Annotated in this window: 12 protein-coding genes; 8 read left to right on the top strand and 4 right to left on the bottom strand. The window is 46.8% G+C overall.

The genetic code is table 11. From position 1 onward, the window contains the following. Entirely contained in the window at positions 1-1,020 is a 1,020-nt protein-coding gene (locus M0L20_RS25550; protein WP_248479982.1) for a sensor histidine kinase, read from the bottom strand. A gap of 159 nt (positions 1,021-1,179) precedes the next feature. Between M0L20_RS25550 and M0L20_RS25545 the strand changes: the two genes are divergently transcribed. The 4 genes from M0L20_RS25545 to M0L20_RS25530 all read left to right on the top strand — a co-directional run bounded on the left by M0L20_RS25545 (position 1,180) and on the right by M0L20_RS25530 (position 7,541). Then, entirely contained in the window at positions 1,180-3,000 is a 1,821-nt protein-coding gene (locus M0L20_RS25545) for a serine hydrolase domain-containing protein (RefSeq protein WP_248479980.1), read from the top strand. A gap of 195 nt (positions 3,001-3,195) precedes the next feature. After that, a complete protein-coding gene (locus M0L20_RS25540; protein WP_248479978.1) occupies positions 3,196-5,631 on the top strand; it encodes an outer membrane beta-barrel family protein in 2,436 nt (811 codons plus the stop codon). 345 nt (positions 5,632-5,976) lie between these two features. Continuing rightward, on the top strand, positions 5,977-6,762 hold the full coding sequence (locus M0L20_RS25535; protein WP_248479976.1) for a carboxylesterase family protein: 786 nt from the start codon (positions 5,977-5,979) through the stop codon (positions 6,760-6,762). Between the two features lie 254 nt (positions 6,763-7,016). Further along, complete coding sequence (locus tag M0L20_RS25530; RefSeq protein ID WP_248479975.1) at positions 7,017-7,541, top strand: DinB family protein; 525 nt, start codon at positions 7,017-7,019, stop codon at positions 7,539-7,541. A gap of 215 nt (positions 7,542-7,756) precedes the next feature. Here M0L20_RS25530 and M0L20_RS25525 read toward each other — a convergent pair whose 3' ends face one another. Further along, on the bottom strand, positions 7,757-8,842 hold the full coding sequence (locus M0L20_RS25525) for a glycoside hydrolase family 43 protein (RefSeq protein WP_248479974.1): 1,086 nt from the start codon (positions 8,840-8,842) through the stop codon (positions 7,757-7,759). 314 nt (positions 8,843-9,156) lie between these two features. On the opposite strand from M0L20_RS25525, the gene M0L20_RS25520 reads away from it, so the two are divergent. Continuing rightward, entirely contained in the window at positions 9,157-9,672 is a 516-nt protein-coding gene (locus tag M0L20_RS25520; protein ID WP_248479973.1) for an RNA polymerase sigma factor, read from the top strand. 2 nt (positions 9,673-9,674) lie between these two features. Beyond that, positions 9,675-10,319, top strand: coding sequence for a hypothetical protein (locus M0L20_RS25515; protein ID WP_248479972.1), 645 nt, complete (start codon positions 9,675-9,677; stop codon positions 10,317-10,319). Between the two features lie 332 nt (positions 10,320-10,651). On the opposite strand, the gene M0L20_RS25510 is transcribed toward M0L20_RS25515, so the two are convergent. Beyond that, positions 10,652-11,374, bottom strand: coding sequence for a hypothetical protein (locus M0L20_RS25510; protein WP_248479971.1), 723 nt, complete (start codon positions 11,372-11,374; stop codon positions 10,652-10,654). Between the two features lie 159 nt (positions 11,375-11,533). Between M0L20_RS25510 and M0L20_RS25505 the strand changes: the two genes are divergently transcribed. Together M0L20_RS25505 and M0L20_RS25500 are read left to right on the top strand one after the other, a co-directional pair. Further along, positions 11,534-12,349, top strand: coding sequence for a penicillin-binding transpeptidase domain-containing protein (locus M0L20_RS25505; protein WP_248479970.1), 816 nt, complete (start codon positions 11,534-11,536; stop codon positions 12,347-12,349). 868 nt (positions 12,350-13,217) lie between these two features. After that, positions 13,218-14,114: a GNAT family N-acetyltransferase gene (locus tag M0L20_RS25500; protein WP_248479969.1), complete on the top strand. Its 897-nt coding sequence runs from the start codon at positions 13,218-13,220 to the stop codon at positions 14,112-14,114. Positions 14,115-14,538: 424 nt separating this feature from the next. Here the strand turns inward: M0L20_RS25500 and M0L20_RS25495 are convergent, their stop codons facing one another. After that, positions 14,539-15,912, bottom strand: coding sequence for a serine hydrolase domain-containing protein (locus M0L20_RS25495; RefSeq protein WP_248479968.1), 1,374 nt, complete (start codon positions 15,910-15,912; stop codon positions 14,539-14,541). Positions 15,913-16,031: the final 119 nt, after the last annotated feature.

Below are 16,031 nucleotides of genomic sequence, written 5' to 3'. Positions count from 1 at the left end.
TTAGCTGGTTATTATTCTCAATCGGGCCGTAAAATAATCGTTATCGTCTTCCAGCGTCAAGTTATATTTATCTGGGTAGAGGAGCGCTAAGCGTTTCCGGGCATTTTGAAGCCCCATCCCGCCTGATCGATCAGGCTCATCATTTCGGGAAGCGTGTTTATGTGAGTTTCTGACAAAGAGGTCTATGGAGCTGTCGCTGCTCGTTAATTGAATGTCAATCCTCACTGACTGGCCAGTCGCGTTTTTAGAATGCTTAAATGCATTTTCGATAAAAGGCACCAGAAGCATTGGGGCTACCGGTAATGCTTTATTGACAGGATCGACCGAAACCGCTAACTGTAGTTTTTTGCCAATTCTAATTGATTCAAAGTCAATGTAATTCAGCAGGTAGTCAACTTCCTGTCCCAACGGCACAAGTCGCTCATTCGACACATAGACCGAATATCGGAGCAGCGTCGAGAGCTTCACCAGGTAATTCGGCACTTGCTGATCTCCTTGGATTGCCAGGCCGTATATATTGTTGAGCGTATTAAATAAAAAATGGGGGCTCAACTGCGAAGTCAGCAAGTTCAGCTCGCTCTCTTTATGCAGCCGAAGTAAATTGGCTTCGGTAATTTGCTGCTTGATGACGGCTCTGGCAATTTTGGCCCCAGCCCCTAAAGTCATAAATAGGGCTGTGAACAACGGGATAGTCACGAAGAAATTCTCCGAGTGGTAGTGTGAAACAAAGATCCAGCCGTAAATACCCGCTGCTGAGAAGATACTAAAGAGCGTTGCGCTGGCAATCACTACGGCGAATAGTGTCCGTTTGACCAGCCAAATCCATCCCAGCCACCGGCCCGCATAAACACTGGCTAAAATGAAACAATAGATGAAAAGTGCTCTCGGCAGTAAGTCGATGGCGTACCGGCTTGATAAGACGATTAGCAGGAGAATAACCAGTAACGTAAGGGCAAAGAAAACGTGTACGTTGGTCCGCTTTTCTAACTGCTGTACAATCCAGGTTTCTGACAGATTCACTCTCAAAATTGGCTATAACTCTTTGCAAATGAAAGTGGCTCCAATCTTCTCCTAACGGTGAGAGTTGTTTATGCCCTAAAAACACGTTTCTGTACCTGGCCATCAGGTGTCTGTGCCTAAAATTTTGAGGACCAAGGCCTTCCGCTCAAGATTTGCGGTATGAAAAAGCTCCTCATTTTAGTTTTAGCCTTATTCTGTGGGCAGGTATGGGCCCAGAAAGTCAAACCGATCAGTTCCATTAAGGAACTGGTTGATTCAATTACCACTGTTGTTCAGCAAAAAAAGATTCCTGGGCTTATGCTGGGGATTACGGGTCGGGATTCAGTCCTGTACGCGGGCGGTATGGGTTATGCTGACCTTATTGCTCACCGTCGGGTCGATAAGCAAACCTTGTTCAGAATGGGGTCAATTACCAAAAGTATTGTCGCCCTAGCGATTATGAAGCTGACCGAAGAAGGGAAACTCAAGCTGACGGACAAACTTCGGGACCTAGCTCCTGAGATTCCTTTTCATAACCCCTGGGAAAGCACAGATCCTGTCCGGGTAGTCAACTTGCTGGAGCATACAACCGGTTTTGATGATTTCAAGCTTAATCGAATGTACTCGCTTGCGCGTACTGATTTTGATACCAAGCAAATGATGCTCCTGCAAACCCCCTCGATGATCTGTCGGTGGAGACCCTCGGAGCGATTCAGCTACAACAATGTAAATTATGCCATTTTGGGGTATCTCATTGCAAAACGTACTGGTCTCAGTTATGACCGGTATTTGACAGAGGCTGTCATGCGCCCGTTGGGTATGGTCCACTCTAACTTCAATTTGTACAGCAAATACCCCTTGCGGGATGCGAAAGAATACACGATGCAGGACGGGAAGCTCCAACAGGTTCCTTCCGCTACGTTTCTAATCGGCCCGGCTGGGGCATTGTGGGCTGATTCCGAAGACATGGTCCGGTTAGTTCAATGCTTTCTGGGGAATACGCATGGCGTTATCAAGCAATCATCCATCGAAAAAATGGAACAATCGCAAAGTTCGTTGTCATCCAGAGCTGGTATTTTAGGTGGCTATGGCGCTGGTATTGAGAATTTTGACGGTTTTCGGGGACACAGTGGGATGTTGGGGACGTTCAGATCGTGTTACCGATACAACCGAGACCTGGGCCTGGGTTTTGTGGTCTGTTCGAACGGAAATGGGCTGGCATCAATCGAGAATTTAATCACTACGCTTTTGTCAAAGGGTAGATTGCCCAAAAAAGATAAAACTACGGCATTGGACAAAAAGGCCATCACACCTTATTTGGGCTACTATCAGGTAGAAAATCCACGCTTCGAACTATTGGGTTTTATCGACAGGCTGTTGTTGCTGAAGGTTGGCGAGGAAAATGATACGTTACAATTCAACTTGCTCGTGAAGAAATTTAAGGTCTTGCCTACCGGACCACTGACCTTTACCAATAGCGCTTCAAACACACCGAATATTGGCTTTTTTAGAAACAAAAATAAGCGGGTGTTGGTCATAAATGGCCGCTATTGCGAGCAGGTATCAGGAGCCTGGGCGCTCATTAGCCGATCTATCTTGTTGATTGCCTGTTTGCTGGCTACGCTTTCCTTCGTTCCTGCCCTAGTGATCTTTATAACAAAACAAAGGTACAGCCATCAGGAGCGACTAATGAGTGGTTTGCCCGTCTTGGCCACCCTTTTCCTGGCTACGGCCATGCTGGCTTTCGGGACGGTCTATAGCAGTTCGCATCTGTTATACAAGCTCGCCCATGTGACGACCACTTCTGTATTGATATTTGCCGGTCCTCTGTTTTTTGGCCTGCTATCCGTTGTCAACTTTGTGTATAGCCTATCTTATTTTAACGCGTCTCGAAACCGGTTTCTTTCTTGGTATCTACTGGCAACAGCGTTATCACTTATGATCATTACCGTTTTCCTACTAAGCAACGGGTGGTTAGGGCTTAGAACATGGGCCCTGTAGTTTAAAGTCGCCTGGCTATGGATGATTAAAACAAAGATCGAAACTGCATCTATAGCTTAGTGGTGCCAAAAGTACTAGTCGAAAATTCAAGTTAGCGACCCTCTAAGGTAGTAAAACTTAAGTCATAGTTACATAACTAATAATTTAGTTATATATTTGCTCAATCCAATATGTGGTGGTTCAATCAACTATGTCATGAGAACAGTACTAAGTTCAAGCGGCCCGGCTTGTTTGTCTATTTTACTCCTTTTCTATCTTGCCAATGATGGACTAGCTCAGCAGCGTGCACCGATGAGCCTGTCGGGTGTAGTAATGAATGAAGCAAAAATTCCACTGCCTTTTGTGGCCATTATACTCAAAGCCAAAGCTGACTCAGCGATTATCAAGACGACAGTCAGTGAGCTGGACGGTACGTTCAAACTAGTAGGTGTATCAGCAGGGACATTCATTCTCGAAACGAGTATGCTTGGTTACGAATCGATCCGAAAAGAGATTGACGTTGGACAGGCCGGTGGTAACCTACCGGTGGGAACCCTCCAACTGACTCCGTTGGCACAAATGTTATCCGCCGTTACGGTTTCGGGCCAGAAACCATTTATCGAACGGCGCGCGGATAAACTGGTTATCAACCTCACTGATCAGCTGACCGGCGGATCGTCGCTGATGGACGTGATGGATCGTCTTCCGGGTGTACAGCTGAACCTGGACAATCAAATCAGTTTGAATGGTCGCAACGTACAGATTTACATCGATGGCAAGGCTACCCCCCTATCGGCCGACGCCCTGGCGGGTCTGTTACGAGGTATGTCTTCGACGTCGATTGAAAAAATTGAATTGATTGCCCGGCCTTCGTCTAAATACGACGCATCTGCGAATGGTGGTGTGATTAATGTCGTCCGAAAACGGGGCGCTCGGGAGGGGCTCAAAGGCAATCTGTACGGGGGAGGTGGCATTGGACGTTACCCCAAAGTCAACGGCGGATTTAATCTTAACTTTAAAACGGGCAAGTACAATTTGCTCATCAATACCGATTACAATGGTAATAAGTACTACGTTGACAATTCTATTAAGTCAATCCCTGTTAAGTCACTAATCTCCTCTGCCGGTGCTACTCAATCAGCAATCAGGAGCATTCGGCAAACCAATAACATAACCCCCAATCTAGGGCTTGATTACTACCTGACTAAAAAAACGACGCTATCCCTGGCCGTAACCAATGCTTTACAACTGTTCAGAAAGACGGCCTATTCCCAGATTCGGGGTATTGAAGAGCCGCAGGCTAGAGAAAATTCTGACAATCAGGTAAAAACGACAACGAACACGTTTTCGTCGGGCTTCCATTTGCTTCACCAATTGGATACGCTTGGCAAGGAACTGACAGTCGACGTGGATTACTACCGAAACACGAGTAATTCGAATCAGTATACTACTGAACGGTTTTTTGATCAGCCATTTGATGCAGCAAGGCATACATTCCTCGATCAGCGCAACGCGTTCAATATCTATTCGGCTAAGGCTGATCTATCCGCTCCCTTCAACAATAAGGCGCAGTTGGAAACGGGTTTCAAGTCCAGCTACGTGGAAACAAATAACCGTAATGTGCTCTATGACCGTAAGGGCGTGGACCTGGTGCGCAACGATTCCCAGGAAGACACCTATCAGTATTCGGAAACTATTCATGCTCTATACACGACGTTTCGTCAGGAACGAAAAAAACTATCGTATCAGCTCGGACTTCGTGCTGAAATGACCTATAACCGGGGCCGGCAACTCCAGGCTAACCAGTCTTTCGGGCAACAGTATGTACAGCTTTTTCCGTCAGCCTTTTTTGACTACAAAATCAACAACAAACATGGGTTTATCGTCGGCGTGGACAAAAAGATCAACCGACCGACCTACGAGAATATGAATCCGCTGCTGCGGATTGTCAATGCTAATAATTTCGTACAAGGCAATCCGGCTCTGCGCCCCGTGTCGTCGTACACTGGTTCGGCCACGTATGCCTTCCGTAACGCTCTCTTTATCACGGCTAGCTACAGCATTGACGTTGGCGACTTCACGTATGTGGCGTTTCAAAACCCCGCCGGAGACAGTATAACGATTCGGCCCCTTAACAACCGCTACACGCAGACCTATAGCCTGCTGACCGCTTATAACAGCCTGGTTAAGTCGTGGTGGTATACGAGTACCAGTATTAATCTGCGAAAATCAGCGTATCAGTTGGTGGGTGATGAACCGAAAATAGTAGGCATTGGTACCGTTAATGTTGATACCTACAATAGCTTCTCGATTACCAAACAGCTTTCCTGGCTTGTCCTTTTTCGTTACCGGGGAAAAGCCCAGGAACGTAACGTCACAACTGATGCTTATTTCACCTTGACGACGGGTTTACGGCAATCCCTGTTGGGCAAACGGGCCACCGTTTCGCTGAACGTGACCGATGTGTTCCACACCTACAAAAGCCAGTATAGTCAAGAATCGATTTTACTGCGCCAGCGCTGGAATAACCAATACGAGACAACAACCGTTAGACTAAATGGCATCTATAACTTCGGTGGCCAAGTGGCCAAAATAAAAACCAGCTCTGCGGCCAACGATGAAAAGCGCCGGAGTGATACCAAAGAAAACTGATCGGTTTAGGGCTTACAGTCGACAGAAGCCACTAGCAAAGCCGGCTAAAATTACAGGTAAGTCCGGCCAAAACACTTTGTTGGCAATTTTGCCCGTTGCCGTTCTACTGGAGGCAGGTTTACCAGCGTCGGCAAACTAATTCCTCTATCAGCAAACGCCCTATGTTAACCGAACAGCCTATTGCCCCAGAAGAGTGTATCAGTGTTCAACCACTCAACATGTTTCTGGCGCTTTCTCTTAAACAACTGTTTTTCTTGAGTAACAGTAGACCAAGTTAAATGGAAAGTTTTTTTGTGTCGTTAGGCACGACTGCTTTATTTCGCTGCTCCAAGCAAACAGCCTTCGATGCGTACCTGCCTCCTTGTGACACTCGCTCTGTTACTTTATGTAGTTGAAACCAGCATAGCCCAGCCAACGCCTGTTGGGCCGGACCATCAACAATTTGTCCCACGCACTTACGTAAAGGGGGGCGATACACTACGCTACCGCCTGTTGTACCCACTCGACTACAATGCCCGTAAGAAATACCCGCTCCTTATCTATCTGCACGGCAATGGGGAGCGGGGCAATGACAACCAAAGACCGCTGTTGCGGGTGCCGGCTGCGCTAACCAGTGACACGGGTCGTCAACGCTATCCCTGCTTTATGTTAGTACCTCAGTGCCCTAGCCAGCAAGTATGGGTTGACTTTCCTCACTTCCCCAAGAGTCTACGCACGTCGGATCAGCCAACTCGGCCCGCTCAGCTAACCTTGTCGCTGATTGATGAATTGATTGATCAGCTAGCCATCGATACCGACCGAGTGTACATCACTGGTTATTCGAGTGGGGGAGAAGGTAGTCTTGATCTGCTAACGCGCCGGCCGACGCTATTTACGGCGGCCATCCCCGTGTGCTCCGTTGCCGACACGGCTCGGGCAAAATCGATTTTTGCTATCCCGGTGTGGCTCTTTCACGGATCGGCCGACAGCGTCAACCGAGCGGAATATTCCCGGCTGATGGTTGCGGCCCTACGCCAGCACGGGGGTAGTCCCCACTATACCGAGTATAGTGGAGCTGGCCACAATATTGTCCGGCAGACCTACGCTGAGGGCGGTCTTTTCGAGTGGCTGTTTAGTCAGAAGAAGCGCTAGCATACCTGTTTTATCGACTGGTTAGAGCCGTCTTAACCGGAGAGGATACGTAAGTTATCCAACACGAAAATCGGCAATCAATGAAAAAGAGCGGTTTGATGAGAGAGTCTGGATTGGTTGATAGGCTTTTCACGCTAATCCTGCAAAAAAGCTTATCGCCAAACGCACACACACTATCTTTTTGAGTTCGTTACTCTACCTTAGACCCTTCGAACATAATGGCTTTTTTACTACACTAAACTCGCTCGCTACTGATGACTGAAACCCAAATGCTGGTTAACCAAACGGCCAATGCCTACCAGTGGACAAATAAGCTAGTTGAGGCACTGCCCCTTGATAAGTGGCAGATTATTCCGCCGACGGTCGAATCCAGTATTAATTGGCAAGTTGGCCATTTGATTATCAGTCAGTATTTCCATTCTATAATGGTCATTCGAGGCCACCAAATGGACATTCTCCAGCAGCTTCCTATCCGAGACTATAGTGAGTTGTTCACCCTATCTGGTCCTGCCCAATCAGTAGGCCAAGTAGAGTCAGCTAAATTAGGAGCTGACTTGCTGGTTATGCAGCAAAAGTCGTTGGCGATCCTAGCGACGCTGCAAGTTTCGGAATTAGATAATCCGTTAGAGCCAACCCCTACTCCTCATCCAATCGCCACTACAAAACGGGAGGCCATTGATTGGAATATCAAGCACACAATGTACCACTGTGGCCAGATTGGGCTCATTAAGCGGGTAGTGGATAAGCGCCATGATTTCGGTCTACGATTAGCCAAATAACCGAAGCGTCACGTTTCATAATTATAGCCTTGGCCATTTTCATACTAATTATTTCTTCTCACTTTGGAGCGTTTTAAAAGACGATCACCTCGATTAGTTTCTCAAAGAATCTATATCTATTCAAACGTTGATGCTCCCAAGGGTACACCCGTTTTGGTAAAAGCGAATACTACGTGAAACTTGACGAAGCGAAGGCTTTACAGGTAGTGGTCTACTTAGGGTGAATGGGCAAACGTTTCGCGCAAAGTCTGTGCTTCTTTAGCCGTTACGAGCGAAATACAACCATGCCGGGCTTCTGCAGGAAAAGCTACGTCCTCTTCAACCGTCCAATGACGTAAATCAGGCGAGTAAGAGGCCCCAAAACGATCCGTCATACAATAATCATACAACAAAAGCCAGCCGGGTTTGAGCGGGTCTTTAATCACCGTCGGTCCTTCCGTAATGACGGGAACAATCTGGCCCTTATTTAAAGAGCCTTCAACAAGACTATAAGGCCCTGCCAGGCTTTTTGAGGTAGCTACCCGGATAGCCCTTCTTTCCCCTGTTTTGACCCCAAACTCCTCTTCCTTGTGAAACAAATAGTAGGTCCCTTTAACCTCTAGCAAGCTACCGTCAATCACCGAATAGGATGGATCAAAAAATACCCTGGCTGGAGTGAAGGTTTTCCAATCCCGAGTTCGACAGCACCAAAGTCGACTTTGTTTCCAGCCTGCATCCTCAAAAGAAGAAGACCAGACCAGCAAATACTCACCGGTTTTTTGGTCATAAAACCATTCGGGTGCCCAGATATTTCGGGCTAAGCCACCCGATTCATTGCGCACATCCTTCATCAGCGGCAAAGGCCCTTCAAGCTGCCAATGAATCAGATCCCGGGAGGTAATATACAGGCAGCTAGGCCCGACTTTCGGCCGGTCGTTACCAGAGCCTCCACCCGTTGACAAGAGTCGCCAAACCCCGTCGGGTCCTTTACGCACAAAAGGATCCCGGACATGTTGGTCCCATACCGGTTTGTTGTCGTTTAAGGGCGTCCAATGCCTGCCATCGGTGGACAAGGCAATATGGAGCTTATTAATTAACATCGGATTAGGCAGCGGTACCTCAATGGTGTTCCCTTTGGCATCAATCTCAATCCGTGTCGGATACCGTTGCCGGAAATAGGTCAGCATGTAGACGGGTTTATCCTTCTCCAGAGAAAGGGGTTTGTTGAGGGTGACCGCTTGGGGAGGGGGCTCCTGTTGGCCTGGTGCTAAAGCGGCTCCCAGGCAAACTAGCGAGACTATAGCTAACACGAAAAGCTTCATACTTGCACAATTCATTCAGTAGCGTAAAGCGGTTGCTAGCTGATTTCTCCTGTACACCTGTCTTGTCCGTAAATTATTCGAGGAATTTTCGAGACCGTAAGTACAAGGATTCAGTCAAGCAATCCTTTATTAATCCGTGTCTGGCTTACTCCCATCTCGGGTATTTTGGCTTAACCAACACAAAAAAGGTGACCATAGCTTAATCAAGTTTATGATAATCAAAAAAATGTGAGCATTTCTGTGATATTCTAAGCTGTGCTGCGAATAATTAGAGCGAAAAGCAAACTCGATTCAGTTGCAAAACCATAGGCACTATGTCACTGCCAGCAGACACCGCCAAATTCTTGACCATACTCGAGGGCCATAAGGGTATTATTTATAAAGTAGCTAATGCTTATTGCCGAAATAACGAAAACCGCAAAGATCTCATTCAGGAAATTACCCTTCAACTCTGGCTGGCCTTTCCTACTTACAATCACCAATACGCCCTAACGACCTGGCTATATCGGATTGCCTTAAACGTTTCAATTTCCTTTTACCGTAAGCAGACGAGCCGAGATAAACGCAATCAACCGCTGACAACTGAAATCCTGGGTTTACTAAGTGAGGATGAACCTTGTGATATGGACTCAGATTTAGCCATGCTACACGGATTCATTCGCCAATTGAGAGAGTTGGACCGAGCCCTCATTTTGCTTTATCTGGAAGAACACAGTCATCAACAGATTGCTGATATTCTTGGCATATCCCTCACCAATGTCTCCACCAGGGTTGCCAGAATCAAGGAGCAGCTAAGACAGCAATTTGCCCTATCAAAACCGACAGTATGATCATGCAAGACTCCGAACTGATCGCCTTGTGGCGTTCCTATGACCAGAAACTAGAAGAAAACCTGATGTTGAATCGGCGTAATGCTGAAGCGATTACGCTCATCAAGGTCAAGTCACTAGTGGGCTCGATGGTGCCCATGAAACTATTTATTATTATCGCCAGCACGCTTTGGGTTGCCTTCCTAAGTGTTGTGCTTGTCCACACCTACTCATATGCAAGCTCATTTTTCTGGTATTCGCTGGCTATCCACGTGGTGTTGCTCACAATTGTGATTTTAATTTACGGTTACCAGATCGGGCTGATTTTTCAAACGGATCTAAGTGAACCACTGATTAAGACGCAGCACCGACTCGCTTCGTTGCGAAGCTCTACGCTGTTGATTTCACGGTTGATGTTTTTACATGCCCCGGTGTGGGCAACGTTTAGTATTCAGGAACAAATGCTCAACCATCCCACTTGGTTGATGGTCCAAGGGCTTATCACACTAGCTTTTATTGTGGTCGCTCTGTGGCTCTTTTTCAATATTAAGTATGAAAACCGGGACAAGAAGTGGTTTCGGTTTTTGTTCAAGGGCAAGGAATGGGAGCCTGTTATCAAGTCGCTGGCCTTGCTGGAGGAACTGGGCAGTTACAGTTCTGCCAAGTAGGTTTATCGCTAACTAGTAATGAGTTAGTGGGCATCAGAACGCTCGTTGACAATTTCCGCTGAATGTTTTTGACGTTGATCATTTCGTAAATGGCCAGAGAGTATTCCATCCCTGCCATTTACGAAGTGGTATTTGCGTCTCATCTAGGAGCCTTTTGTGAGGAAAGGATGCTAACTATTTATTCTCTCGCCAACCGACGCTGCGATCATCGGCCAACAAAACAATGAGCGTGACATGGCCTGATCCAATACCTAAATATGGTGTTCGCCGGGCGTTTTGAGCCCCCAATCAAGGCGGATAGGGGCTCCTTTGGGCAAAATCGTCGATTAAACTCATTCCTCTTGAAACAGCTGATGAACATGGCCGTTCTGATCAAGCAATTCGAGTTTAGCTTGATTAGTGGCATCCACATACAACTTGATGCGCGCACGGCCTTGCTTGTCATCAATAAACAAACCTACTTCCTGCTGCTTAGTGCGGCCTACAAACAAACGGTCACGGCCAAAAAAGCCAGCGGCTCGCAAACGGCTCATCGCTCGCTGAAAACCAGCTTGGTTTAACGTTTTTTTTAAAGAATCAACCAAAATCTGTTGTTGAGCCAGATCAGGCTTCTCAGGCCGATCCCAAAGTTTTAGGCCATAGGACTTCAGCAGGCCTTGAGGGGTGGCTTCCGCTTCGTACTGCACCTGCAAGAGCTGGTCCCCCCGAAACTGATCCATCGATAAGACCATGTCTGCTTGCTGGGGCGTACCGTCGTAGATTAAGCCACCACACTCATCACCCGAACTGTTAAAGAAGAGCAGACCTGCCTCTCGTTGCCGGGAAGGCACTGGTTTTCCATTGATGAGACCTGGGTGCTGGCGGTGCTGGTTGCTGAGCACCATCTTGAGTCGGCCATCGGGCTCCACAATGTTGATCCGTTCCACGGTCAACTCGGCCGGAGAGGGATGGGGTTTATGATCAGGCAATAAGATTCGCCACCCAAGCCAGCTCACGAAGCCGGTTAGCAACAGGCTATACACTTTTAGGAGTTGTACTTGTTGAGTAAGGGTCATGGCTCATTGGTCTAGGAATGCGTCAATTAGTTAGAAAAGCTGTCACCTACGCTTTTTTACCGGTCGACTAAAGACGTAGATTAGGCCACTATTGAGCGGATTTTATCAACCCTTTCCTGTTCAGATAATGGCTGCAAACGATATAGTCTACGCGACACGATGAGAAATCTATTGATTCTGCTCGGCATCGCCTGGGCAATGAATGCATTTGGACAAGCTGACTTTCAACAGCACTTCGACAGTTTAGCCCTCAAAGGAAGCACGACCATCTACCACTACAAAACCAGAAAGTGGCTGTTTACCAACAAGCAGGATGCTGAAATGTCCACCCTGCCCGCTTCTACGTTTAAGATTCCAAACTCGTTGTTTGCCCTCGACTATAAAGCCGTTCATGACGAAAATGAGGTGATTAAATGGGACGGGACTAGGAGGTCCCACTTAGGAACGGTCATAGAGGCTTGGGACAAAGATACCGACCTGACAAGCGCTTATAAAAACTCAACGATCTGGTTTTATGAAGAGGTCGCCAAACGCGTGGGCCGAGAACGCTATCGAGAGGTGTTGCCGCAACTGAAGTATGGAAATGGAAACCTCTCCCAAGCCGGCATGGACTTTTGGAATTACGGCGCGTTTGCGATCACGCCGATCAACCAAATCGAGTTTCTCGTCAAGTTGTACGAAAACAAACTTCCTTTTTCCCAAAAGACGATGGAGAAGGTGAAACAGATCATGATTTCGGAGAAAACCAGTAGGGGTATCTATCGCGATAAAACCGGTTGGACAAGACGGTACGGGGTCGATATCGGCTGGTACGTAGGGTATGTAGAAACCCAGGATGAGGTGTATTTTTTTGCGACCCGTCTTCGGCAAGATGCTCATGAAGCCAATCCCCACTTCTCGAAAGCTCGCAAGTCAATAACCCAGCGAATCCTCAACGAGCTTGAAGCCCGAAGAGCGGCAAGTGACGCTCGTTAACGGAATGGCACCCCAATAAATAGGCAGCCTCATTGGGGTATGTAAGTTATAGTGCCGCGGTGGCGGGCCACTTGAAATCTAGTAAAGTAAAACGGGCCGTCTAATTGACCGGCTCAATTACAGATACGCCAACCGCTTCTTGTCTCAAGGGAGCCTTTGTTGATACTAGATTCATCACCTTTTGTATGGTGAGATAGTTTCGCAATCGTCCAATCTAAGCGCAGCAAGGTTGCTAGGCTTATGTGATTTGACTGGCTTACGCGTTTTGACCATATAGTCACCTAAGCCCGCAGAAAAAGTAAGAGAAAGCAGCGTTGGTTTAGGCCACAACCGCAGCGACGGCCGCCTTTTCAGAAAATCTATCCAGCTAATAGGAGGCTAAGACAAGCGAAAACTCGTTTGCAAAACAGGTTCGAGTAGGGTAGTATTACCAATAGAAACTCGCTAGGTAGCATAACAATAGATCTAAGCTTGGTGACCAAATCGACAAAGCCCCAGCGGGCATCTTCTGAAAAGCTAAAGTCAAGCTTAGAGTTCGACGTCTTGATAAACTATGAATGGATGACCACGCCCGGGATAGACACAGCCATGAATATTCAGATCCGTTCCGTACTATAAGGCGGTTCTGGTACGGGTATATCCCTGCTTTCAATAGAGGTGAATGAAAGTTGACCTCGCCTGCGGGTTGGTGCAGGAAGCCGGTTTTCCGATCAAATATGGGCTCACTATTGAACCTTGGGTCGTTCGTCGATTTTATAGATGCTATGATTTTGGATAATTAATCAATCTAGTGAGCCATAGCAAACATTGCTCGATGGGCATTAACTAAATAGCACGAATAGCTAACGACAATTTTAGATCATAAGTTATGATCAATAGCACTTCCCAAATGAGCAGCAAAAGGCTCCTCTTAAATGAATTAAGCGTAAACGATCACGATTTTATTTTACAGCTGGTCAATTCTCCCGGCTGGCTACGCTTCATCGGTGACCGGAACGTTAAAACGGCAACTGATACTATAGCTTACATTGAGAATATCATCACTAATCCCAACATACACTACTGGACCGTCAGGTTGAAGAACGAGCAGACGCCGATCGGTATCATTACCTTGATCAAGCGACAATACTTGGCTCATTATGATATTGGTTTTGCCTTCCTGGAAGTCTATACCGGTAAAGATTACCCTGCCGAAGCTACCCAAGCCGTGCTACATGCGCTTCCTGAGTCCATATTGTCAGAGAAGATCCTGGCTATAACCACTGAAGCAAATAGTCGATCCATCAAATTACTGGAGAAGCTGAATTTTGTTTTTGAAACCATATTGGAAGTCGACAATAGACCCCTGCGCCAATATGCGTTAAGTACGGACCAGATTCAAATCGATAAACTAACGCAAGCTTTTTTTGCCTTATTCACCAACATCGCGGAAGCCCCCCCATTTGACCGCATTAACGAACTTTGCCATCAGCAAGCACAGATCATCAAAAAAACGGCCGATGGGGCGGAGATCTATGATCTTCAATCATTCATCGAACCTAGGAAGAAGATCCTGACCGATGGTACACTGACCGGATTCAGCGAATATGAGGTTGTGGCCGAAACTAAGATCACCGGTCAGATTGCCCAACGCTTTTCAAGATATGAGAAAAGCGGGACGCTACGAGGCAATGAATACAGGGGCAGCGGCCATAAAATGTTACAGTTTATGAAAAAGCAAGCAAAGTGGCAGATCATACACGTGATCTGGGAAGACAACGCTTAATTAATAAGTTGAGTTAATGGAGATGGTCCAGGTTTGCCAGACAGTTGAGTTGCTTAACTTATCTGTACAAAGGCCAAGAATCACTTCTCGGCGGCGCCACGTCGAAAACGGGCCGCCGCAGCGGTACGAAACGGACAACACACCCAACTTAGCCATACACCAGTATTTCTAAATTTACCATCTCGCCAAACGCCCAAATTATAGATACTCCATTCGCTCCCCGTCTTAGGTGGGAGCGTTATTTTAAGAATGCTTTTTCAGTTGTGTGGAATCAAACTGATTCTAAAATTGTCGCAAGCCTTGTAGCCCTTGCTGCCGGCAAACCCCCTCCCCAGTCCAGGGTGCGGTCACTATCTTCTTAACCCGCTTATCGTCGTGTTTTCTGGAAAATAGGGATCAATGCGACCCGAAGCCAGAGCCGTTCTTATTCTTTTTTGTCGGCTACTTTAGTGGTTAAACCTTGCCGGATTCTTACTTGATCAATTTTGCCGCCTTTCCTAATAAATTCGAGTATCATGTCTGAATCATCAATAAAAAAGAGGTCCTCTCCTTCAGCCAATAGGGTCATTTTAGGCTCATCGTTAAGCTTCATCACTAATTTGCCTGCTTCTTTAGTAATGCCCACTTGGTAATGCGTTGATACCTCAAACCTGCCCACATAGTTTAGAAGACTCTGTTCGGTTAACTGAATTTCCCGTTTAGATTGTGGAATACGGTAGGGCTTGTTTTGCAAAGCGGCATAGATCGAGTTGCCTACTTTTTCTAACGACGTGGAGGTGATATTGGCCAACAAAATAATGCAGGTCTGGCGCTCAGGCATCATTAAAAAATAGCTGGTCGAGCCTTCCACATTGCCGCCATGATCAATGACCCGATCCCCCTGTAGGCTATCAATGTACCATCCAAACCCATACCCACCTAAAAAAGGGGTCGTTGCCTGATCGAGCGCTTCTTTGGAAATTAGCTTAAATTCGGTGAGCCCTTGATAAAATTTCTGTAAATCTCTCGTTGAACTGTATAATCCCCCTGAGGAGAAGGTCAGGCTGGCATTCCAGGCTTTAACGTCAATTTGTTTGGTTGAGGATAAATAGGCGTAGGGAGTTGTTTTGTTATCATTGCTAAGCCTAGAAAAATCAAACCCACTACTGGTCATGTTGAGGGGCTTGAAAATATAGCTATGCATCGCTTGGGCATACGAAGACCCGGTTACTTTTTCAATAATGATGCCCAGTAAATCGAAGCCCGAGTTGGAATAGCTAAACTGAGTACCGGGATCAAAATCTAACGGCTCCTGGCTGAAAAAGGCCAACATTTCTTCTGTACTGAATGGATGAGTAGACCTTAGTTGGTTATAAAATGTGGGCTTTCTGAATTTCTCATAGATACCGCCCGAGTTGGTCAGTAGATGTTTTATTCGTATTTCATTCCCTCTGGGGTAGTCGGGTAGGTAGGTGCTGATGGGATCGCTGAGGGAGAGTTTATTTTGCTGGGCTAGTTTTAAGATGAGGACAGCCGTAAATGATTTAGTTAGCGACCCAATTTGGAATATACTGTTTTGGGTGAGTAGTCTTTTTGAGGCTGCATCTTGGTAGCCAAGACTTTTTTCGTACACCGTTTTATCCTGCTGAATGACCAAGGCCGATCCATTAAACTGATGAATGGCACTATAGGCCTGGAGTATACTATCAATTCTGGGCTGGCTGATCTGGGCCTGTAGGGAAAGGGTAGCTAGCAGAAAGAAAACGATTAGTTGCACAGATTGCTTCTTAACTCTGGGCCAACTGGTGAATGGTCTCATTTGGGGTTAGTATAGTTATTTCAAGCCTTGTTAGTCAGGATCCTGGGCCTCGAAAGTAGACCAGGCTAAGCTGCCCAACGGGGTCCGTATGGCTTGTCAGTCAGAACCAGGCCCTATCT

Origin of the sequence: Spirosoma liriopis (assembly GCF_023196085.1) — a bacterium.
Lineage (GTDB): Bacteria > Bacteroidota > Bacteroidia > Cytophagales > Spirosomataceae > Spirosoma > Spirosoma oryzicola.
Note: the sequence above shows the minus strand (reverse complement) of the source record. Positions and strands in the feature narration are given on the sequence as shown.